Here is a 24841-nt window from a genome sequence, read left to right on the forward strand (position 1 = left end):
TAATTAATTGCTAGTTCTAGCCTACTTACGAATATTCCTGCGGAATATTCTATCTGTGTTTTATTTGCTAAATTAGTTGCTTAAACACGCAACTAACCATACACAAAACCGTTAACAACAATAGTGCAAAAATTCAACAGTACTACTCTATTTGAACTATTGTTATTAATACAAAAATCTCAAATTTCTCATTTAAGATTTTCGCTTTATCATTTTTTGGAGAACTAAACGCTTTTATGGTCTGGTTTTATTTATTAAGTTATTGCAAGGAAACTCTCATGAAAATTGATCACTTAAATGGCAAACAATTTATTTTTAGAATAATATGCTTTATCATTTAAAATTGTTTTTTCGTAAGTCAGCCGAATTATCGCTTGCGTTCTGTATCGTTCTAAAATCCAAAAAAGGTGTTCGTTAGTATTCCTGTGGTGCAACCTAAATGCTATTATGGACTTTTCTCTTTTGCCAAATCAACGGTTTCTTGGGAGTATCAGCTAATGTTAGTTATAGCATTCTCTTTCGGTTGCTGTGAGCTATATAGTTAGTTCAGTGATTCACCAATGATTTGTTCTGCACTACAGTTGCTAACAACGTGTATAATTAATTACTGCGGAATTTCCAATCGGAAATTCACAATAATTAATTAACTTAGCTGCTAATCGGAAAATGACTTACGTCCTTTTCCGTAACTAATCATACACAAAACCGTTGTGTTCAATTTTAAAAAGAAACTTTTGTAACAATTTATTGATTCTCATTACCTATAATTAATCAATCCAATTTAATGAAAATCAAATCAGATGCTGATCCAGAAGAATTAACTTCTCCTTTTTATAAGGCTAATCAAGACTTTTGTTCAGAATTTGAAAGTTTCATCAGTACCAAAAACGGCAAAGTAAAAGGGAAATACAATGCTTGGTCGTATATCATTTATGGCAAAATCTCTAATCCTAAAAATTGGGATTTATTGTATAAAAAGTCGACATTCTCTTCCACTGGAAATTTATTTATTTCTTCAAAAAAGCAATGTTTACTTGTCTTAGCTGAATGGTCAACAAAAATTCCTGGAAATCATAACTCAAAATTTAAAATCAGAAAGAGAGAAAGACTTGATTTTATAAAACTCTTGTTCAATAAAAACTTATCCAAACTTGAGCTATCGAATGATTATATTATTTACTCAAACGGTCACTCAATAAAGCTTTTTGCAGAAATTAATAATGTATTGAAAAGCCTGTTTTTATCAAAGGAGATATTTGCAATTGAGTTTAATAATGATAAGTTAACGGTTGAATTAAGAACGGAAAAACATCATTTCGATATATTCAACAAACTAATAGAATTATAAAACAAAACACAACAACGTGTATAACCAATTGCTTGGTTATAGCCTACTTGGAAATTCCTATCGGAATTTCCTATTGGTTCGGTTTCTTTTACTAACTTAGTTCTCGCCAACGCAACAAGCCATACACAAACACGTTGTGCATAATACCGCGAACCATAAAACATTTAACATTAATTAACTGAAAAGCAAATAATAAAAAGGTATTTATGTAGTTTATAATAAGAATTCTAAATCAACCAGATAGTATGAAAAACTTATTCGCAGTTTTATTATTTATAATTTCTCTGAGTTCTTGTTCTTCCGATAATGAACCGTCGAATTTTAATACAACATCTTTAGACTTTATAGAAGTTATGACATTCCAAGTTGATACTTTGGAATTAGATTTGACAAGTAGTCCAAGTGAAAACTCTTTTTTTATTACTTATTCAGCTGACAATGGATTAAATGAAAATGTTTTGAAATATAATTTGACAACATTAACTCAAAACGATTTAACTCATCCTGATGTTGCTGAAAGTAGACAAATTGAAATATTCAATGGTTCAATTTATTCTGTTTCATCGAATGATATTTATAAATATGATTTGAATTTAAATAACATAACTACAGTAGAAAACGGCTTTACTCAATTGAGATACCTAAGAACTACTTCATTCAATGATGAATTACTAATTTTTGCTGGAAATGATAAAATTATAAGTTATGACACTAGTTTAGATACATTTGATTTCGATGTTTCATCAATGCCATATGGTTATAGAGATCAAAATGACGGAGAAATTTACAACAATAAAATTCACATATTTGGAGGTAGAGAATGTGATTCGTTTGAAGATTTCATTATTCAAGAATGTAATAGTTTCAACGAAATAAATATATACGACTTTGTAACTAACATTTGGACTCAAGAAACAACACCATATCAAATACACGAATCCTTTACTGATTTATACAATGATAAAATAATAGTTTCAGGAAATAAAAATTCAAACCAGACAAACTCATTTCTCGCTGAATATGACCCATTAACTAATTCTTTTTCGGACATCGTTTCTAATTTAGACATGTCAAATATTACAATAAGAGGAATAACAATTCTTAATGATGATGTTTATATAGCTTATGCCGACTTACCTACTCCTCTGCCAAGTATTGTAACAATTAGAGTCGTTAAGGCATCTCTACTCTAATTAAAAGTACTATGCACAACAACGTGTATAACCAATTGCTAGTGTAGTGTGTACTAGGAAATTCCTTTCGGAATTTCCTATGGTTCAGTTTCTTTTGTTAACTTAGTTCCTGTCAACGCAACAAGCCATACACGAACACGTTGTGTGTAATTTTGACGCAACCATTTAGCTTTTTTTGTATCTTTAAAGAAATTGATGTTATGAAAAAAATTGTATTCGTCTTATTATATGCTTTATTGATTTCATCAAATAGTATATGGTCTCAAATTCCAAACGGAAGTATTGCTCCTGATTTTTCAATAACAGATATTAATGGAATAGATCATAGTTTGTCTGATTATTTAAACGATGGTAAGTCAGTAATTATAGAGTTTTCTAGTGTAGGTTGTGGTCCTTCTTGGAAATATCACGAAACTGAAGCTTTAAAAGATTTTTATAATGCTTACGGATTACCTGGTTCCAATGAAATTGTAGTACTATTTATAGAAGACAGTAATTGGGCAAGCTTGTCGGATTTGCAAGGTGTCTCAAATCCACCTGCATTTGGAGATTGGACTCAAGGAACACCATTTCCAATTGTTCTTGATGATAACTTACATGATTTATATGAGATTAATTTTGCGCCTACTATAAGATATATATGTCCTGATGGAACAATTAACACTATTGGTATGGCGAGTTCACAAAGTTATTTAAATACTTTAAGCAATAACTGCAATTCTCTATCTGGAGTTGAAAATTTCGGAAGAGTTCTTGATACAAATAACGGATTTTGTGACATCATTGGAGAGTTCAAAAGCGAATTGAAAAATTATGGTTCTAATATGATTACATCAGCAGTTCTAAATTTAAAAGAAAATGGAGAAATTGTGAGTACAAAAAATTATTCAGGTTTTATTTTTCAATTCCATACAGAAACTATAGAATTTAATGAAATAGAATTAAACCCTACTTCAGAATATACTGTAGAAATAGAAAGTATTAATGGAACACCAAATTTTAATCCTATTTATTCAACTGCTTCTTTACCTTTTGATATTTCAAATGAAATCTCAAACGATTTACTATTAAAAGTTCAAACCTATATATGTCCACAAAATATGTCATGGGAAATTGTAAACAGTTCTGGAGAAATCGTTGCCAATGGAGGTCCTTACGAAAGTCCATCAAATAACAATAATTGTGGAGGTCCAAACGCAAACACAACAATCGAACATGAAATTCAATTACCTAATGTAGATGACTGCTATAGCATAAATCTTAGAGACTCAAATGGACTTGGTTGGAAAAATTATCAAGGCAATGCTCCCCAACCAACTTATGCTGGTATAGAAGTTTACTCAAATGACATACAAGTTTACAGCAAATTATATGTTGAAAATTTTGGGTATTTATTAGAATTAAAAAATGTTTTAGAAACTACACAAGCATTAAGTCTATCTGACGAAGAACTAAATGAAAAAATAAGCTTTTTCCCAAACCCTTCTAAAGGAATAGTCCAAATCAAAACAGAATCACAAGTTAAACTTGAAATCTATGATTTAAATGGAAAATTAGTTTATGCAAATATTAATTATAGTATTAGCCCTTCATTAAATTTATCTAGTATTGACAAAGGAGTTTATTTAATTAAGGTGATCGGAAAAAATAATAAGCAGAAAATTCAAAAATTAATTCTGTATTAAAAACTACACACAACAACGTGTATAATTAATTGCTTTGGCAAGTGCTTATTTGGAAAATTCCTTCGGAATTTTCTCTGGTTCGTATTTGTTTACTAAATTAGTTGCTTAACCACGCAACTAACCATACACAACAACGTTGTGCGCAATTAAAATAAAATTATGGCCAAAATATATTTATCATACCAACACCAAGATATTGAATTAATCAAGAAAATTGGTGAAGACCTGAAAAGTAGAGGTCATGCTACAATAATGGATGAAACCATTATGAAAGTTGGTTCGGATTGGAGGAAGGAATTATTAAGTGAATTAAAAAGTTCTGATGGACTACTTGTTTTGATAACAAACAATAGTCTAAACTCAAAATATGTTATAAGCGAAATTGGAACAACCAGAGCTTTCATCGATGAAAATGAAAACAAAAAGTTTCTAATTCCTGTAATTTATGGAGACATAGATATTCCAGATTTTATTAGGGATTTATATTGTATTAGACTTACTGACGAAAATTATGATGAAGCAATAGATAAAATAGACACTTCTATTTCGAGTTTTATAGGTAAAAAAGAAGCTGTTGAAGAAAAAGAAACGGAAAAAAGAGAGTTTATAGAGAGGAAAGCTGCCGATTATATAAATATAGCTACAGATGCTTTAAAAAAGAGAGAAAGCCAAAATAAAATTGTAGCATACTCATGTTATACTATTGGATTTTTAACTTTAATTGCAGGAGTATTTTTCGCAATAGACGGATTGAAATCTGTTTCAGAAATCACAGATACTATTGAGGTTACGCCTAATATAGTTTGGATATCTATTGTAACGTTACTTTTAAAAAGTATTATAATAATAGGATTATTATTAGCTTGTTCTAAATACACATTTACGCTAGGAAAATCTTTTATGCATGAAGCTCTTAGAAATGCTGACAGATTACACGCTATTTCTTTCGGAGAATTTTTTATCAAAGCATATGGAGATAAAATTTCATCTTATAATGAGATAAATGAAATCTTTCAAAATTGGAATATTGACAAGTCGTCTTCGTTTTATGAATTAAATACGGATACTTACGATCCAAAATTTTCTGAAAATTTAATTGATATTATTAAGTCATTAACTGATAAAATTAAAACTGAATAAACTGCGCACAACAACGTGTATAACCAATTGCTTGTTCTGTGTGTACTCGGAAAATCCTACGGATTTTCCTCTGGTTTGTGATAGTTTAGTATCTTTAAGCTAGCCAACGCAACTAGCCATAACACGAACACGTTAGGCACAATTAAAATAAAAACTATGTTTAAACTTAAAGATGTAGAAATAGAAAATTTTTGGGGACAACACTCAATTAAATCAGATTTCCATGAAGATGTAAATATTTTTATTGGGAGAAATGGTACTGGAAAAACAACGTTTATAAATTTACTTCAAGCAGTAATAACTGTAGATTTAGAAATGTTACATTCTCTTCAATTTGAAAAAATTACGATTAATCTAAAAAATAAAAATAAAAATAGAAAAATTGAAGTTCTAAAAATTGCAGATAATTTACAATTCAAAGAAATACGATATAAAATTGGAACTCAAAAATACACACTTCCAATCATAGCAAATCGCGAATTAAAATATCTATACAAAAGAAATAGTGGTCGTTTACACCCAAAATTCTATAGAGAGATTCAAGAAATAAAAGATACTTTAAAAAAATTAATAAATATTTCCTATTTATCTGTAAATAGAGACATATCAGATGAATTCAAAGAGAATAGACGTGAAGATATATCAAATATCATTGACGCAAGGTTGGAAGAATTAATTGGTGACTTAACTACTTATCAATTACAACTTGAGACAGAGCATAGCAAACTGTCTAAAAAATTTCAAGAGGATGTTTTACGTTCAATGTTATTCAATGAAGAATTTGATTATGTTAATACGAATATACCGATTAAATTAAATTTAAGGGAAATTGGTATTGGTTTGAGACTCGCCTTTAGAGGCTTAGGTATTTTAGATGATGATATAGAAGGAGTAATTGAAAGTCATTTAAATGCAATAAAAAAAGCAGCAACAGCAATTAATGAATATCAAAAAGATAATGAAAAATCAATTTATCCTAATGATGTAACACCTTTAACCTTGCTTAGAAGAACAAGAAGGATAAATCAATTATCTGAGGAATTAGAAGAAAGCAAAAAAAAGATTTTCAAAAGACTTGATGACTTTATAAACCTGCTAAACGAATTTCATGATACAAAGTATTTTTCACTTCAAGATAGTCAGAATGGTGGCATTTCGGTCATAAAAGATGATATGAATATTCCTATTTCACAACTTTCTTCTGGTGAAAAGCAACTTATTATATTATTAACTGAGGCTTTGTTACAAAAAGGGCAAGAAACTTTATTCATTGCAGATGAACCAGAATTATCGCTTCATATTGAATGGCAACGAAAAGTAATTTCATCTATAAGAAAACTTAATCCAAATTCTCAAGTAATTGTTGCGACTCATTCTCCAGAAATAGTTGGTAAATTCAAAGAAAACGTAATTAACATGGAAAAAATTATAAATGGCTGATTTAGAATATTCAAAAGAAGCCCTTGAAGTTAAAGGTCTTTTTTATAACAAAAAAATCACGGTTTATGTTGAAGGTAAGGATGATCCTCTTTTTTGGGACAACTTATTCAATTTAGCAGAAGTCGAAGCGCATATAGAAGAGGTAGGAGGAAGTTTAGAATTAGAAAAATATATAACTAACATAGTCGATTCGAATGCGGAATTTTATGTAGCAACAGATAATGACCATAATGATTTTTTAGAAAATATTGTTACACATCCAAGAATCATAAGAACTTACGGTTATTCAATTGAAAATTCAATGTATCGTAGCTATAATGAAATTGAAAATACTATTTCAAAATTTTGTAGAAAGAAAGTTGACATTTCAGTCGATTATAATAAATGGTTAGCAGATTTTTCAACATCAGTTCGCGACTTAATAATATTAGACATTGCTAATCATAAATTTCAAAAAGGAATTAGTATTTTCGGAGACAACTGTTATAAGTTTTTAAAAGGGCAAAAATCATTTGAGATTTGTAATTTGAAAACAGAAAAATTTATTGAGAGTGTTCGACCAAGTTTTTCAACAGAAGAAATTGAAATAGTTGAAGATTTGGTTAATCAGACAGAAAAAGAACTTTGGTTCCATATTAAAGGCCACTTTATAACACATGCAATAATTAATTTAATAAAAAAACTAGTTCGCAAAAATTCAGGACAAAATATTAGTCTAACAAATGACTTCCTATATACCTTGACAATTGAATGTAAAGAAGATTGGGAAAATCGAATTGATTTAAAAACAGTTATTGACGAAATTAAGAAAATAAACAATTAGTGAAATAACTGTGCCTAACAACGTGTATAATTAATTGTTGGTTCTGTGTGTACTCGGAAAATCCTGCGGATTTTCCTCCGGTTCGTTTTCTTTTACTAATTTAGACCTAGCCAACACAACTAACCATACACGAACACGTTAACAACAATAGTGCAAAAATTCAACAGTACTACTCTATTTGAACTATTGTTATTAATACAAAAATCTCAAATTTCTCATTTAAGATTTTCGCTTTATCATTTTTTGGAGAACTAAACGCTTTTTGGTTTGTTTTTGCTTATTAAGTTATAGCTAGAAAACTCTCAAGAAAATTGATCACTTAAATGGCAAACAATTTATTTTTAGAATAATATGTTTTATCATTTAAAATTGTTTTTTCGTAAGTCAGCCAAATTATCGATAGCGTTCTGTATCGTTCTAAAATCCAAAAAAGGTGTTCGTTAGTATTCCTGTGGTGCAACCTAAATGCTATTATGGACTTTTCTCTTTTGCCAAATCAACGGTTTCTTGGGAGTATCAGCTAATGTTAGTTATAGCATTCTCTTTCGGTTGCTGTGAAGTATATAGCTAGTTCTGTGATTCACCAATGACTTGTGCTGCACTACAGTTGCTAACAACGTGTATAATTAATTACTGCGGAATTTCCAATCGGAAATTCACAATAATTAATTAACTTAGCTGCTAATCGGAAAATGACTTACGCCATTTTCCGTAACTAATCATACACAAAACCGTTAGCAGCAATTTAGGCAAAACATTAATGATTACTGAAATAATTGAAAAAGCAAGTCATTGGATTAACAATCAAAATTTTGAACAAGAAATGATTGTCTTGGAAGAAGGAATTGAAAAACATAATCATTGTTTTTTGCTGAGTTGGTGTAAAAAATCTGAAAAGGAACTGAACTGGGAACAAAAAACCTCTTGGGTTGGAATTGGGCGAATATTGATTAGTAAGGATGGAAACACAGCAGAATTTGAGGGTTCTTCACCAGGAGTTGATTGGGTTCATCATTTTGAACTTAAATTGCAAAATCTTGAGGATTATTGGAGTTTAGAAATTCCTTATTCAAAAGGTAATATTTCAAAGCTGAAATCAATACTTAATCGTTCAACGCCTGAATTACTAAAAATGGTGAATAATAATGAAAAAATAATCTTGACTGAATCAAAAGCTTGGTGTGACAATTACACCGAATTAGAAGAAATTGCTAATAATTTGAATAATGTTGGCATTCATTGCGAATTAGAAGTGAAAACAAGAAAAAACAGCTGCTAACAACGTGTATAACTAATTGCTGGTGCATTGTGTACTCGGAAAATCCTAGTGGATTTTCCTCTGGTTCGTGATAGTTTAGTATCTTTAAGCAAACCAACGCAACTAGCCATTACACGAACACGTTGGCAATAATATTGAAATGACCAGAGAAATTACAATAATCTTCTTATTTATATTCTTTATTTCTTGTTCAAATGAAAAAGTTGGAACTGATACTTTCTACCTTTCTAATTCTATTGACAAAACGAACTTTATTCCGAGTCCTCAAAACTCTCGAATTTTTAATGTAAAAATTAACGATAGTGCTTATCTAAAATTACCTGACACAGACGAATATGACTGGACAATAAAAGATGCATATAGGATAAATGATAATTGGATAAACAACGATACTATCTATGTAGAAAAATTTCACAATCATTATAACCAGCGAAATGGCAAAAGAGATTTAAGCATATTGAAACTCAAAAAATCTCTGAATTACAAAGTTTACGATTCTATTGGATTTGATTCTATTAATGTTAACAGAGCCTTTTTAAGTCCTGATAAAACTCAAATACTGACTTTAGAAAACCGTGACAAAAAGACTGTCATTAGAATATTTGAGAACAAACAGTTAAAATCAATAACTGATTTGAAAAAAAAATTTATAATTGAGCAACAATGTTGGTCTGATTTGAAAAATGAAATAGTATTAAGCAATGAGGAAAATGAAATTTACACTTATAATCTGACTGACTTCAAATTAAATAAATTAAACGCAAAAGGCAATAAACCTATTTGGTTAAATGGGACAGACTTAATTGCTTGCATAAATGACAACAAGGTAAACATTTACTCTTTGAGCGCTGAAGAATCAATATTTATTATTAAACCAAAAAATAAGCTTTTTTATACAGAGAAAATTGAAGATTATTATTGGTTTGAGAAGGAACAAAAATTATTACTTCGAATAAGATACACCTTAATGGAAGAATATTTTTACTTCGATGAATATTATTATGAATTAAATAAAAATACTATTGCCAACAACGTGTATAACTAATTGCTGGTTCTGTGCGTACTCGGAAAATCCTACGGATTTTCCTAATGGTTAGTTTCTTTTTTGCTATCTTAGTTCTCGCCAACGCAACTAGCCATACACAAACACGTTACCTGCAAGCTGAGAAAACCGATGAACATAGAAACAGCAAAATACATTTCAAATTACTATCATCACTTTTTCAACGAAAAGGAAAATATTGCACATCGCCATATAAATTCTTTAATTAAACTTAATGGCGAATCAGAAAGCTCACCAAGATTTAAAATCTATAAACGCACAGGAAAAATAACATCTGATAAAGAAGCTCTTGAATTAATTAAAAATGGAGAAACGGAATTCTTTATTAATACAGCTAACCGAATATTAAAAGAACATAATGACGAAATATTTCTAAACAATTGTCCGAATTGCCAAAAATTAGCAAGAACGCCTAAAGCAAGGCAATGTAGACATTGTGGAAACAAGTGGTTTAATAATGAAAACGTCTGAAAACAATATAAAAACAACTTTTAATGAGAAATTCTGTATTCAATTAGAGTATCAAATTTGTCACGAATTGGAAAAATCGACAGACCCAGAATTAAAAGGATTTTGGTGCGACGGAATTTCGTGGCTTCCGACTGAAAATCAGTTGACCAAAAAACACGTAAATGACAAGCGTCAGATAGAAACTAAAGCGTGGATTGGAAAAACTGGACAAACGGAATTTAAAGCAATAATTAATTTCGGGAAAAAAGCATTGAGTAAATATGCCAAAGAAATGGATTTGACAGAGTGCATTCCTAATTTGGAATCTCAAGCTGAATGGATTGAAATTGATATTGAGAATAAAATAATAAAAATAGAACTGAATTAAAAGCCAGCAGGTAACACCGTGTATAACCAATTGCTTGGTTATAGCTTACTCGGAAAATCCTATCGGATTTTCCTACTGGTTCGGTTTCTTTTGCTAACTTAGTTCTCGCCAACGCAACAAGCCATACACAAACACGTTGGTAACAATAGCTCCGAAATTGTAACTCCAAGTGATACAGTCATACTATAATTACAACTTCGGAACTATTGTCTACTCTTGCTCTTAAAGTTGAAAGTTTACTCAAACTCTAAAACTCATTGTGGCGAAAAAAAGCCTGGTTTTATTTTCGCGATTTTTTTTTGAGGTTAAGACACATTCACTAAAAAACTATTCTGAGAAAATTTTTATTTGAGTTTGAGAAAGCTTGCGGAAATAATCACTCAAACGTAAAAAGATGATCACTCAAATTCTTTATTTTTCGAGAGGAGCTTTAATCAAATTTGGTACAATTTTCTTTTATTAGAAAAATCTATCATACATGTATGAAAACTCACTCCTGCTCCAACACTCTAATCTGAATGTGATTACTCAGATGTGTCGCTACAGTTGCCAACAACGTGTATAACCAATTGCTTGGTTTGTGTGTACTCGGAAATTCCTAACGGAATTTCCTATTGGTTCGGTTTCTTTTGCTAACTTAGTTCTCGCCAACGCAACAAGCCATACACAAAACCGTTAGGCAACATTAGGAAAACTCAACTAAATTTCGGACATTTAAACTATAAATCGAATTTAATGGCAACAGTAGATAAAATACGTAATGGATTGATAGATAAAATCCTTTCTATAAGAAACAAGGATTTTCTTGTAGCTCTTGATAAATTAATTTCATCAAGTGAATCTGAATCAGAAATTATAGAATTGACTGATGAACAAAAATTAATGTTAGAAATGAGTGAAAAAGATATTCAAAATGGAAAATTGATATCACAAGACGCAATGAATAAACGAAATCTTGAATGGCTAAACGCAATGTAATTTGGACTAAAACTGCTGATATTCAATTTGTAGGTATTCTAGAATATTGGGTTAACAGAAATAAGTCAAATAAATATTCAATAAAACTTTTGAAATTAGTTACAGAAAGAACAAATCAAATCGCAAAAAACCCTAAATTATACAAAAGAACTGATTTTAAAAATGTACATGTAGCTTCATTGGGAAATTATAGTATTTATTATAAAGCGACTGAAAAAGAAATAATTATTTCAGCATTTTGGGATAATAGACAAAATCCGAAAAAACTACTAAAAGCTTTAATGGAAAGAAAATAACGTTGCCTAACAACGTGTATAACTAATTGCTGGTTCTGTGTGTACTCGGAAAATCCTACGGATTTTCCTAATGGTTAGTTTCTTTTTTGCTAACTTAGTCCTAGCCAACGCAACTAGCCATAACACGAACACGTTGTATACAATATGCAAACTAACATAATATTAATCTTTTTTTTCCTTTTGAATATGCATAGCATAGCTCAATCAAAAGAAAACGAATTGGATTTATCAAAGGATGAACTTATAACTGAAATAATAATTGATAATTATATTCCTCCTATCCTGTTTGAATTTAACTCAATAGAATTCAATGAAATTAATCGTTTGAAAAATATTTGTAATGGTTTTATCAAATGGAAAGTGAAAAAAATTTTACTAACTGGACATTGCTCAAATAGTGAGTTTAATCTGAATTCAAAGCTTTCAAAGCTTCGTGCGGAAAAAGTTAAAAACCTAATGATAGAATACGGAATTAAAAAAGATATAATCGAAATTATAGACCATAGCAAAGAGCAACCAAAAGATTCGACAGGAAATAACGAAATAAATCAAAGAGTAGAAATAATAATTCAGGAAACATAGAAAACAGTAAACAACAAATAGTACAAATATGAAACAATCTTTACTCACGATTCTATTATTTCTTCTTCTAAATTCTTGTGGATTCGGCAACAAAGGAATTGATGTTTCAATAGAAAATAATACAGAATATACATTGTATAACGTTTCTGTTTCTGCAAGTCCAGTCTGTATAGTAAAATTTGATAGCATCTCTTCAAATCAAATTGTCACAAAATATTTGGATATGAATGAAATACAAAGAACAGATGGATCTTACACTATTAAATTTACTTATCCAGATGGAAATTTAATGAACGAATCTTTCGGTTATTATACCAACGGATGGCCAAACAATTATTTGATATGTTGTTCGATAAGTGAAATGTCTACTTTTACTAGATTTGACAGTTATTGTAAATAAAACATACAGTATACAACAACGTGTATAACCAATTGCTTGGTTTGTGTGTACTCGGAAATTCCTAACGGATTTTCCTATTGGTTCGGTTTATTTTGCTAACTTAGTTCCTGCCAACGCAACAAGCCATACACAAACACGTTAACAACAATAGTGCAAAAATTCAACAGTACTACTCTATTTGAACTATTGTTATTAATACAAAAATCTCAAATTTCTCATTTAAGATTTTCGTTTATCATTTTTTGGAGAACTAAACGCTTTTATAGTCTGTTTTTGTTTATTAACTTATAGCTAGGAAACTCTCAAGATAATTTCTTACTTCAATGGTAAACAGTTTCTTTTTAAGATAATATGTTCGTTCATTTAAAATTGTTTTTTCGTAAGTCAGCCAAATTATCGCTTGCGTTCTGTATCGTTCTTAAATCCAAAAAAGGTGTTCGTTAGTATTCCTGTGGTACAACCTAAATGCTATTATGGACTTTTCTCTTTTGCCAAATCAACGGTTTCTTGGAAGTATCAGCTAATGTTAGTTATAGCATTCTCTTTCGGTTGCTGTGAAGTATATAGCTAGTTCTGTGATTTACCAATGACTTGTGCTGCACTACAGTTGCTAACAACGTGTATAATTAATTACTGCGGAATTTCCAATCGGAAATTCACAATAATTAATTATATTAGCTAATAATCGGAAAATGACTTACGTCCTTTTCCGTAACTAATCATACACAAAATCGTTAGCACACATTAAAAGAATGACAGGAAGTATAAGCAAAGCAATAACATTGACAACTTATGGGAATGCCTATCTAAAAGGCAATTTTGATATAAGTAAATTAACTTTAGATCATCCTTCATTTACTTTTACAAATACAATTGAATTCCTCATTTTCAAAAAGCATTTTTTCAGAAAACCAACTTGGGATTTATATGCTAATTCTCCTATTGACTGGTTGATAAAATTAAAACAAACAGGATGTAAGGAGATTAGAATGGTTTTCGAAACAGACAACACGACAAGTCTAAATGGTGAAAATATTCCAGATTATAAACTCGCTGGCTTTGTTGGTGGTGGAGGTAAACGTTACATTGAAACAGTTTTTGATAAACATTCTGATTTTTGGCAATCAAGAGAAGAAGTAACAAACCAAAATGCTAAGGATAAGAAGATTTGGAAAATCAGTTATGGACGCTTAATTATAAATCAGCCAACCCAATCTAAAACTGAGTACGACTTAGAATATATAAAAAATGAACTTAACCAAAAATTAATTGAGATTGGCTCATTCGCAAAAAAAGAAAAATTGGACTTTTGGGCTAATTGGTTTAATGAGGCGATTGACATTTTAAATAAAAACTATCCATACACCAATGAACACGACAAATTAATAGTACCAACTGAAAAAATGGAACTTGAATCTTTACAACTACTAGCAGGTGCTGGTAAAGCTTGGTGTTTTGGAGGAATGGGTTCTTGGAATGATAACGGGTTTAATGAAAAAGACAAACATAAAACTTACGAAAGGTTAACTTCTGAACTATACGAAATTGTAAATCTGAGTTATCTCGCAGTAGCAAATACAAATAACTATAAAACGTGAGCTAACAACGTGTATAACCAATTGCTAGTTTGTGTGTACTCGGAAAATCATAGCGGATTTTCCTATTGGTTCGGTTTCTTTTGTTAACTTAGTTCTTACCAACGCAACAAGCCATACACGAACACGTTGTATGTAAGCTAAAAACCATGAACGAAATAAAATCACCAGGCAAATTTGAAAATAAATTCCCAGTAGCAAGTATTGGATATCGAATTTTAGCATTTCTTATTGACTTTGCCATTTTCTGGATAATTATGATGGTGGTAGGAATGTTTTTCGGAACTCCACATGAGGAAGGAATAGGATATAGTCTTAACGGGTTTCCAGCATTTTTAATGATGCTTCTTGGATTATTTTTATGGCCAATAAGTGAAGGAGTATTTGGACAGACAATTGGTAAACGGCTTTTAAATATAAAAGTTGTTAATGGAAATTTAAAACCTATTGGAATCGGACAAGCGTTCGTTAGATTTTTTCTCGCATTTATAGATTATATGTTTCTAATTGGATTAATAATTGCAGCAACAAATAAACAGAATAAACGAATTGGAGATTTGGTAGCAAACACTATAGTCATAAAAACGAAGAATGCCAACATACAACAACGTGTATAACCAATTGCTTAGTTTATGTGTACTCGGAAAATCCTAGCGGATTTTCCTATTGGTTAGTTTCTTTTTTGCTAACTTAGTTCTCGCCAACGCAACAAGCCATACACGAACACGTTAACAACAATAGCTCCGAAATTGTAACTCTTATTCAAATTGGTTTACTAAAATTGCAACTTCAGAACTATTACCACTCTTGCTCTTAAAGTTGAAAGCTTACTCTAACTCTAAAAATCATTGTAGCGAAAAAAAGCCTGGTTTTCTTTTCGCGATTTTTTTTTGAGGTTAAGACACATTCACTAAAAAACTCTCTTGATGAAAAATTTATTTTTTTGAAAACGTTTTTAAGCTAGTTTGCGGAACTTTTCACTCATTACCTTAAGGTTTTCTTACTCTTCTCGCTAAATGTGATTACTCTTGCTTCAACGCTCTAAGCAAAACGTGCTTACTCTTATCTGTCGCTACAGTTGCTAACAACGTGTATAATTAATTACTGCGGAATTTCCAAAACGGAAATTCACAATAATTAATTAACTTAGCTGCTAATCGGAAAATGACTTACGCCCTTTTCCGTAACTAATCATACACAAAACCGTTAACAACAATAGTGCAAAAATTCAACAGTACTACTCTATTTGAACTATTGTTATTAATACAAAAATCTCAAATTTCTCATTTAAGATTTTCGTTTATCATTTTTTGGAGAACTAAACGCTTTTATAGTCTGTTTTTGTTTATTAACTTATAGCTAGGAAACTCTCAAGATAATTTCTTACTTCAATGGTAAACAATTTATTTTTAAGATAATATCTTCGTTCATTTAAAATTGTTTTTTCGTAAGTCAGCCAAATTATCGCTAGCGTTCTGTATCGTTCTAAAATCCAAAAAAGGTGTTCGTTATTATTCTTGTGGTGCAACCTAAATGCTATTATGGACTTTTCTCTTTTGCCAAATCAACGGTTTCTTGGGAGTATCAGCTAATGTTAGTTATAGCATTCTCTTTCGGTTGCTATGAGGTATATAGCTAGTTCAGTGATTCACCAATGACTTGTGCTGCACTACAGTTGCTAACAACGTGTATAATTAATTACTGCGGAATTTCCAATCGGAAATTCACAATAATTAATTATCTTAGCTACAAATCGGAAAATGACTTACGCCCTTTTCCGTAACTAATCATACACAAAACCGTTGTGTGTAATTCAAGAAACACTCTTCTCCTAAATAATAATCATAATAAAGCAGAATTAGAAACATTCAGTTTTTGAAATAATTCTCTATGTGTTCTTGGCATATTTGTTGTGAGTAAAAAATAAATTTAAACCATACGATATGAAAAAAATATTATTAATGAGTATTTTGTTTTGTTCAGCAATTAATGTCTTAGCTCAGGATGAAGAAAAGACAATCAATCCAACAGACAAAGGACACTTTATTGTCGATGGTTCCGTTTATTTTTCTACTAACCATTCAAAGTCAAGAGAAAGCGGATTTGAATCCAAGAATAAATCATTTGGTTTTGGAATTAGCCCAAAAGCCGCATACTTCGTAATCGATAGGTTAGCTGTAGGTTTAGAAACATCTTTTAATTATACAGAAAATGAATCAACAAATTCTGATAATAATAAATATACAAGTAATAGCAAAAGTGTGTTTGTTGGTCCTTTCTTTAGATATTACTTGTCAAATGGTCTATTTGGTCAAGCCTCTTTTGGATTTGGGACTTCCAAAAGTAATAGTGATGGTTTTAAAAGTTCAACTGATGTCTTTAGATATAAATTAGGCTTAGGGTATGCAATTTTTTTAAATCAACATACATCTATTGAACCGTTAATTAGTTACCAACATAATAAAAATTCCAGCAATGAATCTACTTTTGAATCAACTAATAATGGTTTTATTTTTGGAGTAGGCTTTACTATTTATTTATAATCAAAATTTATTGAGTTTGTAAATTATATATTAAAAAACTACACACAACAACGTGTATAACCAATTGCTTAGTTTGTGTGTACTCGGAAAATCCTATCGGATTTCCCTAATGGTTCGGTTTATTTTGCTAACTTAGTCCTTGCCAACGCAACCAGCCATACACAAAACCGTTACCCAACATTTCGACATAACATTATGAAATTAAAATTACTATTAGTTACTGCAATAATATTTAGCTTTTCAGCAAAGGCTCAAAACCTAAATGATGAAAATTTAATGGGAGAATGGAAAGCAATTAATGTTAATATTCCTAATTCTGATGAAGTACCACAAAAAGAAGCCTTAAAAATGGTTGAGGATGCTTTTTTAAACTCAAAATTTAACTTTAAGGGAAATAAAGTCTTTAGGATAAAATTTGGAAAACTCGCTGATGAAAGAATGAAAGAACTCTTTTTTCTGGATAATCAAAATTGGAGAATTAAAGACAACCAAATACAAATTGGAACAGAAAATGACGGATTTTCTTCAATGCATATTACTGTCCAAAAAATAAAGGATAAAACATATTTTATACTTCCAATGATTCAATTGGAAATGGAAAAGTTAAGCGATGACAAACCTTCAAAACCTAAAATTATTGAGTCAAAATCAGAAAAAACAGAAAGTGTTGATTACTCAAAAGCAGAAATAATAACTAAAGACATAGACAAGTTTAAAATTATAGATTTCAAAGAAATTGAAAACCCACCATTAGCACCTGACTGTAAATCAAAATGGAAAGTAGAAAAACAAAAAGAATGTACAAACAAATTTATTCAACGACACGTAATGAGAAAATTCAATACTGAACTTGCAGGTGATGTTGGACTTACAGGAAGAATAAAAATAATGATAGAATTTATTATTGACACAAATGGAAAACCAATAAACATTAATGCTACTGGAGGACCAGAAATTATGAACCAAAATGCAATCGATGTCATTGGACTTTTACCAGATATGAAACCTGGAATGAAAGATGGAGAACCAATTAATGTTTCTTATAAAATGCCTCTGATATTTCAAGTTCAAGATTAAAAAACGTTGGGTAACAACGTGTATAACCAATTGCTCAGTTTGTGCATACTTGGAAATTCCTATCGGAATTTCCTATTGGTTCGGTTTCTTTTGCTAACTTAGTTCTCGCCAACGCAACAAGCCATACACAAACACGTTAGCAAACATTTGATGAAAACAATATCCATAAAATCATTTGCCAAAACAGGAAAATTTGGAGAAATTGGAATCGGTACTCTGAAAAAAGACGTTATAAAACTTCTTGGAACTGATTATGATTTTGGAGATTGCGGAGAAACTCAAATTATAAAATATGGTTGGTATGAATTCTTTTTTTGGAGTGACACCGAAAAACTCTTTGCAATACAAAACGACCATTTACAAGCCAATTGTGAAAATCACAATGAAATGATTTTGTATAAGAATGATCTTTTTGAAATCGATATTTGGTTTTTAAAAGTAAATCAAGATTATACATATAGTCAAGTAATTCAATTGTTAAAAAAAGAAGATATAGATTATAAAATAGAACCAGGAAGTGAAATTGAACCTGAAATTATTCGATTTAAAAGTGGAGTCTATCTGGATTTTAGTGAAGGGTCTTTTGGATGGAATTCTGAGACAAATGAATCCTATAATGATACTATTAAAAACAAAGAAGACTATTTATTAAATGGAATAAGATTATTTGATTTTAAAAAAGAATAGAAAACGTTTGCTAACAACGTGTATAACCAATTGCTTGGTTTGTGCATACTCGGAAAATCCTGCGGATTTTCCTACTGGTTCGTTTCTTTTTGCTAACTTAGTTCTCGCCAACGCAACTAGCCATACACAAACACGTTGTACACAATTTAAACCAATCGTTTTCAAATGACAAAACATCTAATATTTCTACTTTTTATTATCACTCTAAATAGCTGTGCGAACAACGAAAAATCGACACATGATAATAAGCGAGATAATATAATCAATGGCACATTTTATGAGAACGATAAAGCAAGAGACCTTAATGAAAAAGGAATAGAGTTAAGCCGAAATGGTAACTATAAAGAAGGAAATGTAATGTTTTTGAGAGCATTAGAATTAGAGCCAAACAATCCAACTACATTAAGTAATTTAGGTTTAAATAACTATTTTGAGGACGACTATGATAATTCAATAAAATATTTTCAAGAATCCTACAAAGTATCTGATTCAACATATCACATGGCTGCGGCAAATTTAGCAATGTCCTACTTCTATAATGAAGAGTATGATAAAGGAATTAAAATAGCAAACTATGTTATTAATCATACTGATGATAAAGTTATCTTATCTTCTGCTTATGTTAATAGAGCATTTAACCACATTGGAAATAATAATTGTGAAAAGGCTAAAACTGATATAATTTACATCTATAAAAATTATCGAGCCGTAAAAAATATAGAATATCACTTAAAAGATTTAGCTAAAAAAATGAAAAACTGTGTACAACAACGTGTATAACCAATTGCTTGGTTAAAGCCTACTTGGAAATTCCTATCGGAATTTCCTACTGGTTCGGTTTCTTTTGCTAACTTAGTTCTCGCCAACGCAACCAGCCATACACAAAACCGTTAGCCATAATACAACTCATACTCCGAATTCAAAAAACGGAACGAATTTTGATTACTTTCTTTAAACGAATTTTATGAAAAATCAGATTCTAATTCTTCTTTTATTGTTTTTTAGTTTTACGAAAGTTCAACCTCAAAGTTCAAAATGTTTGAATAACAAACTTTATCACGCTAACTCGGATTTAAGCGAGATTACTAATAGAATTTCAAACGATTCAATATTTGATAAAACGAACTCTGAATCCAACTCCCTTACTTTGACTGTTTTTCAAGATGCTTCTGTTCAATTATCTAATAAGTCACAAAATGATAAAAATAGTCTGTCAGTTAAATCTGTAGCAATACTTACTAACTCAACTCCATATGAAGTAAGTTTAATGAATAATGATGGAAAAATTATAATTGTTAGACAAGTATTCTATAATAATAGATGGCGAAACATTAAGTCCTATAAAAACACTCCAAAACGTTTTTGTGGAAATAGTTATAGGTCAAAAAGAACAATTAAACGCAAAAGCTCCCTAATTTTTGCTGTACCTTGTTTAGAAGGAAACATAAAAACAAAATTTAGACTAGTTCTATTTCAGAAAAACAAGGTAGCAATATATTCGAATGAATTTCAAGGATTCATACCTAAAAGGTTTTTAGAATAAGTACAATGGCTAACAACGTGTATAACCAATTGCTTAGTTTGTGTGTACTCGGAAATTCCTATCGGAATTTCCTATTGGTTCGGTTTCTTTTGCTAACTTAGTTCTCGCCAACGCAACAAGCCATACACAAAACCGTTAACAACAATAGTGCAAAAATTCAACAGTACTACTCTATTTGAACTATTGTTATTAATACAAAAATCTCAAATTTCTCATTTAAGATTTTCGCTTTATCATTTTTTGGAGAACTAAACGCTTTTATGGTCTGGTTTTATTTATTAAGTTATTGCAAGGAAACTCTCAAGAAAATTGATCACTTAAATGGCAAACAATTTATTTTTAGAATAATATGTTTTATCATTTAAAATTGTTTTTTCGTAAGTCAGCCGAATTATCGATAGCGTTCTGTATCGTTCTAAAATCCAAAAAAGGTGTTCGTTATTATTCCTGTGGTGCAACCTAAATGCTATTATGGACTTTTCTCTTTTGCCAAATCAACGGTTTCTTGGGAATATCAGCTAATGTTAGTTATAGCATTCTCTTTCGGTTGCTGTGAAGTAAATAGCTAGTTCTGTGATTTACCAATGACTTGTGCCGCACTACAGTTGCTAACAACGTGTATAATTAATTACTGCGGAATTTCCAATCGGAAATTCACAATAATTAATTAACTTAGCTGCTAATCGGAAAATGACTTACGTCCTTTTCCTTAACTAATCATACACAAAACCGTTAACAACAATAGTGCAAAAATTCAACAGCACTACTCTATTTGAACTATTATTGTAAATACAAAAATCTCTAATTTCTCATTTAAGATTTTCGTTTATCATTTTTTGGAGAACTAAACGCTTTTATGGTCTGTTTTTGTTTATTAACTTATAGCTAGAAAACTCTCAAGATAATTTCTTACTTCAATGGTAAACAGTTTCTTTTTAAGATAATATGTTCGTTCATTTAAAATTGTTTTTTCGTAAGTCAGCCAAATTATCGCTAGCGTTCTGTATCGTTCTTAAATCCAAAAAAGGTGTTCGTTAGTATTCCTGTGGTACAACCTAAATGCTATTATGGACTTTTCTCTTTTGCCAAATCAACGGTTTCTTGGAAGTATCAGCTAATGTTAGTTATAGCATTCTCTTTCGGTTGCTGTGAAGTATATAGCTAGTTCTGTGATTTACCAATGACTTGTGCTGCACTACAGTTGCTAACAACGTGTATAATTAATTACTGCGGAATTTCCAATCGGAAATTCACAATAATTAATTATATTAGCTAATAATCGGAAAATGACTTACGTCCTTTTCCGTAACTAATCATACACAAAATCGTTAACAACAATAGTGCAAAAATTCAACAGTACTACTCTATTTGAACTATTGTTATTAATACAAAAATCTCAAATTTCTCATTTAAGATTTTCGTTTATCATTTTTTGGAGAACTAAACGCTTTTATAGTCTGTTTTTGTTTATTAACTTATAGCTAGGAAACTCTCAAGATAATTTCTTACTTCAATGGTAAACAATTTATTTTTAAGATAATATCTTCGTTCATTTAAAATTGTTTTTTCGTAAGTCAGCCAAATTATCACTAGCGTTCTGTATCGTTCTAAAATCCAAAAAAGGTGTTCGTTAGTATTCCTGTGGTGCAACCTAAATGCTATTATGGACTTTTCTCTTTTTCCAAATCAACGGTTTCTTGGGAGTATCAGCTAATGTTAGTTATAGCATTCTCTTTCGGTTGCTGTGAAGTATATAGCTAGTTCTGTGATTTACCAATGACTTGTGCTGCACTACAGTTGCTAACAACGTGTATAATTAATTACTGCGGAATTTCCAATCGGAAATTCACAATAATTAATTAACTTAGCTGCTAATCGGAAAATGACTTACGTCCTTTTCCGTAACTAATCATACACAAAACCGTTAGCCACAATTATGAAAGAGCCTATAATATTAGACAATGAATTGGATTTTGAATACAATATGTATGAGCCTTCAATTTTTTTAAAATATAAAGGGAAACTTTTTACAGGTACAGTTATTTTAGAGAACGGAAAATCCTATATTGAATATACTAATGGAAATCAAGATGGTCGTTCAGTGGATTACTATGACAATGGACAAATAGCAGAAGATTACCTAATGAAGAATGGTAGCCTTATTAACGGGAAAAACTGGTATTCAGATGGTCAAATAAAATATAATTCTAAAACAGATACAAAATGGGATAAAGATGGTGTTGTTACAAGGAATAATCACTCATGGTATTACAAAAATGGAAAAGTAAGATATAGTAATAATTCTAATGGTAAAAGGATGTATTACTCATCTAAAGGAAAGTTAGCATTCAAGGTCATTTCTTCAAATGATAAGCCTTACAACATAAATAGCATTACTTACTATCACAATGTACTAATAGAATCTTACAAAGACTTTTTAGAACACATTTATTTAGATGCACAATACAATTGTAGTTTTAGGGATATTGCATATCACTATGTTATAGGTTGGATAAGAAAATTATATCATCTTGGCTTTAAGAAAGAGTCAATTACATTAATCGAGACCATAGTTTCTGATAGTAAAGAAATCTTGAATAAAAAACCTGATTTTAAAAATAAAAGTACAGAAAAAAATAAAATTCACAACTTACCAATTTTAATAAAGATACTAAAACAAGAAGAGCTTGATAAACGAAATGACCCAGAAAACGAAAACACATTATCTAGAATTATTTTTTAATAAATTATGATTTTTGGCATTTGATACATACTATTTTAAAAATAAAGCAAAAACTGTTTGCGTTGGCTTCAATAGTTGGTTAAAGGAAGATAATTTAGTAGTTCTTACAGAGACAATTGAAAACATCCCTGAATATGTGTCCGGAGAATTTTACAAAAGAGAGCTACCTTGTATATTGAGCTTATTAAATAAAAATGCTTTAGAGAATATTGAATTAATAATTGTAGATGGCTTTGTTTATTTGGACGATAATAACAAATATGGTTTAGGAGCTCATCTGTATAACGCATTGAATAAAGAAATTCCAATAATTGGAGTTGCAAAGCGAGACTTCGCTACCATTAATAAAAATAAATCCAAAGTATATAGAGGAGAAAGTCAAAACCCGTTATTCATAACTTCAATTGGAATTGAATTAAATATAGCATCGGAAAAAATTAAAAAAATGAAAGGAAAATATAGAATCCCAACTTTATTAAAAGAACTTGACAAACTCACTAGAGAAAAATAAAAACTGTGGCTAACACCGTGTATAATTCATTGCTAGTACTCGCCTACTTACGAAAGTCCTCGCGGACTTTCTATCTGTGATTTATTTGCTAACTTTAGTGCTTAAACACGCAACGAAATCATACACAAAACCGTTGGCATTAATTTATGAGCTACAGTAAGAAACGAATAGAGTATAATAATAAATGGCCAAATGAAGTCATAATTTTTTCTGCACAAAAAGCATTTTTAGAATTATTAAATGACAAAGGAATTATAAATATTTTACGTCCAATTAAGCTTCCTTTAATTGAAAATTATGAATTCCAAAGACTTTTATCTTTTAAAATTGATATATACGAACAACTTCCTAACAGACCAGACATTGGATTTGATTTAGCTTGGAGAACTTTTGAGGCATACTCAACTTACATTGCTAAAAAATCAAATTGGTCAGTTTCCAAAACTTGGAAAATAACTAACAAAATTTCAGAAGATTTTTTTATAAACCAATACAATAATAATTCAGAATTAAATAGTGCTTTTAAGGAATTGACAAAAGCTGTTCCTTTACAAGCAACTGAATACTTGATTAAAAAGTTATTTGAAGAAGAATCTTCTGCTATAAAATCGCAACAAAGGCAGATAACCGACAGAGTCAAAGATTGTATAGGAAATGAATTATTTGATGCAATTGAAAAGAAATACGGAGATTTAAATGCGGATACACAAAGAAGAGCTGGTATGTTATTGCAAATTCTTCTTTCTGGGAGAGAAATTGAGTTAGAAGAAAAAAAATATCAATTATCTCAATTACAGATTATAAAATTACTCATAAACGGAATTTTATATACTTATAGGAATGAACGTTTCCACGGAGATGCTTTTTCACCTTTTAAAAGTAGTATGACAAAAATAAAGACTTATGCTCATTCATATTATTTACTTATATCTACATACTTTTTTATTAGTCAATTGATTTACAAGGACTATCCTAACTTAATTGAATTAAGTGAAATTGCTAAATCTCTGAATGAAAACACAGTAAGATATAATTTAGTATTTGAAAAACATATAAAAAAATAAAAACTAATGCCAA

General features: G+C 30.1%; 24 protein-coding genes. All 24 read left to right on the forward strand.

Features of this window, described 5'->3' with window-relative positions; all coding sequences use genetic code 11:
- The first annotated feature begins 784 nt into the window (after positions 1-784).
- The 24 genes from MUN68_RS09035 to MUN68_RS09150 all read left to right on the forward strand — a co-directional run bounded on the left by MUN68_RS09035 (position 785) and on the right by MUN68_RS09150 (position 24828).
- Positions 785-1348, forward strand: coding sequence for a hypothetical protein (locus MUN68_RS09035; RefSeq protein WP_249997319.1), 564 nt, complete (start codon positions 785-787; stop codon positions 1346-1348).
- 245 nt (positions 1349-1593) lie between these two features.
- Positions 1594-2541 (forward strand): Kelch repeat-containing protein, encoded by a 948-nt coding sequence (locus MUN68_RS09040; protein ID WP_249997318.1) that lies wholly within the window; start codon positions 1594-1596, stop codon positions 2539-2541.
- Positions 2542-2741: 200 nt separating this feature from the next.
- Positions 2742-4226, forward strand: a complete 1485-nt coding sequence (locus MUN68_RS09045; RefSeq protein WP_249997317.1) for a T9SS type A sorting domain-containing protein — start codon at positions 2742-2744, stop codon at positions 4224-4226.
- Positions 4227-4385: 159 nt separating this feature from the next.
- On the forward strand, positions 4386-5366 hold the full coding sequence (locus MUN68_RS09050; protein ID WP_249997316.1) for a toll/interleukin-1 receptor domain-containing protein: 981 nt from the start codon (positions 4386-4388) through the stop codon (positions 5364-5366).
- A 156-nt stretch (positions 5367-5522) separates the two neighbouring features.
- Positions 5523-6806 carry an AAA family ATPase gene (locus MUN68_RS09055; protein ID WP_249997315.1) on the forward strand — a complete coding sequence of 428 codons (1284 nt, stop codon included), beginning with the start codon at positions 5523-5525 and terminating at the stop codon, positions 6804-6806.
- Complete coding sequence (locus MUN68_RS09060; RefSeq protein WP_249997314.1) at positions 6799-7629, forward strand: DUF4435 domain-containing protein; 831 nt, start codon at positions 6799-6801, stop codon at positions 7627-7629. Before MUN68_RS09055 ends, MUN68_RS09060 begins: the two co-directional genes overlap by 8 nt.
- Positions 7630-8389: 760 nt before the next feature.
- Positions 8390-8908 carry a hypothetical protein gene (locus MUN68_RS09065; protein WP_272792354.1) on the forward strand — a complete coding sequence of 173 codons (519 nt, stop codon included), beginning with the start codon at positions 8390-8392 and terminating at the stop codon, positions 8906-8908.
- 139 nt (positions 8909-9047) lie between these two features.
- Positions 9048-9953, forward strand: coding sequence for a hypothetical protein (locus MUN68_RS09070; protein WP_272792355.1), 906 nt, complete (start codon positions 9048-9050; stop codon positions 9951-9953).
- Positions 9954-10082: 129 nt separating this feature from the next.
- Positions 10083-10442, forward strand: coding sequence for an FYVE zinc finger domain-containing protein (locus MUN68_RS09075; RefSeq protein ID WP_249997524.1), 360 nt, complete (start codon positions 10083-10085; stop codon positions 10440-10442).
- Positions 10429-10809 (forward strand): hypothetical protein, encoded by a 381-nt coding sequence (locus tag MUN68_RS09080; protein ID WP_249997526.1) that lies wholly within the window; start codon positions 10429-10431, stop codon positions 10807-10809. Before MUN68_RS09075 ends, MUN68_RS09080 begins: the two co-directional genes overlap by 14 nt.
- Positions 10810-11544: 735 nt before the next feature.
- Complete coding sequence (locus MUN68_RS09085; RefSeq protein ID WP_249997528.1) at positions 11545-11787, forward strand: hypothetical protein; 243 nt, start codon at positions 11545-11547, stop codon at positions 11785-11787.
- Entirely contained in the window at positions 11769-12083 is a 315-nt protein-coding gene (locus MUN68_RS09090) for a type II toxin-antitoxin system RelE/ParE family toxin (RefSeq protein WP_249997530.1), read from the forward strand. The genes MUN68_RS09085 and MUN68_RS09090 overlap by 19 nt, the downstream gene beginning before the upstream one ends.
- 144 nt (positions 12084-12227) lie before the next feature.
- On the forward strand, positions 12228-12665 hold the full coding sequence (locus MUN68_RS09095) for an OmpA family protein (protein WP_249997533.1): 438 nt from the start codon (positions 12228-12230) through the stop codon (positions 12663-12665).
- A 28-nt stretch (positions 12666-12693) separates the two neighbouring features.
- Positions 12694-13065, forward strand: coding sequence for a hypothetical protein (locus MUN68_RS09100; RefSeq protein WP_249997536.1), 372 nt, complete (start codon positions 12694-12696; stop codon positions 13063-13065).
- Positions 13066-13817: 752 nt separating this feature from the next.
- Complete coding sequence (locus tag MUN68_RS09105; RefSeq protein WP_249997570.1) at positions 13818-14663, forward strand: hypothetical protein; 846 nt, start codon at positions 13818-13820, stop codon at positions 14661-14663.
- A 146-nt stretch (positions 14664-14809) separates the two neighbouring features.
- On the forward strand, positions 14810-15277 hold the full coding sequence (locus MUN68_RS09110; protein ID WP_249997568.1) for an RDD family protein: 468 nt from the start codon (positions 14810-14812) through the stop codon (positions 15275-15277).
- Positions 15278-16603: 1326 nt separating this feature from the next.
- Positions 16604-17203 carry an outer membrane beta-barrel protein gene (locus tag MUN68_RS09115; protein WP_249997497.1) on the forward strand — a complete coding sequence of 200 codons (600 nt, stop codon included), beginning with the start codon at positions 16604-16606 and terminating at the stop codon, positions 17201-17203.
- 195 nt (positions 17204-17398) lie between these two features.
- The gene (locus MUN68_RS09120) at positions 17399-18280 is read left to right on the forward strand and encodes an energy transducer TonB (protein WP_249997495.1); all 882 of its coding nucleotides are present in this window, start codon (positions 17399-17401) and stop codon (positions 18278-18280) included.
- A 150-nt stretch (positions 18281-18430) separates the two neighbouring features.
- Positions 18431-18967, forward strand: coding sequence for a hypothetical protein (locus MUN68_RS09125; RefSeq protein ID WP_249997494.1), 537 nt, complete (start codon positions 18431-18433; stop codon positions 18965-18967).
- Positions 18968-19132: 165 nt separating this feature from the next.
- Entirely contained in the window at positions 19133-19747 is a 615-nt protein-coding gene (locus tag MUN68_RS09130; RefSeq protein ID WP_249997491.1) for a tetratricopeptide repeat protein, read from the forward strand.
- Between the two features lie 259 nt (positions 19748-20006).
- Entirely contained in the window at positions 20007-20510 is a 504-nt protein-coding gene (locus MUN68_RS09135) for a hypothetical protein (RefSeq protein WP_249997489.1), read from the forward strand.
- Between the two features lie 1936 nt (positions 20511-22446).
- The gene (locus tag MUN68_RS09140; protein WP_249997548.1) at positions 22447-23253 is read left to right on the forward strand and encodes a hypothetical protein; all 807 of its coding nucleotides are present in this window, start codon (positions 22447-22449) and stop codon (positions 23251-23253) included.
- 13 nt (positions 23254-23266) lie between these two features.
- Positions 23267-23764, forward strand: a complete 498-nt coding sequence (locus MUN68_RS09145) for an endonuclease V (RefSeq protein ID WP_249997546.1) — start codon at positions 23267-23269, stop codon at positions 23762-23764.
- A 146-nt stretch (positions 23765-23910) separates the two neighbouring features.
- Positions 23911-24828 (forward strand): hypothetical protein, encoded by a 918-nt coding sequence (locus tag MUN68_RS09150; protein ID WP_249997544.1) that lies wholly within the window; start codon positions 23911-23913, stop codon positions 24826-24828.
- Positions 24829-24841 lie beyond the last annotated feature (13 nt).

Origin of the sequence: Psychroserpens ponticola (assembly GCF_023556315.2) — a bacterium.
Classification (GTDB): Bacteria; Bacteroidota; Bacteroidia; order Flavobacteriales; family Flavobacteriaceae; genus Psychroserpens; species Psychroserpens ponticola.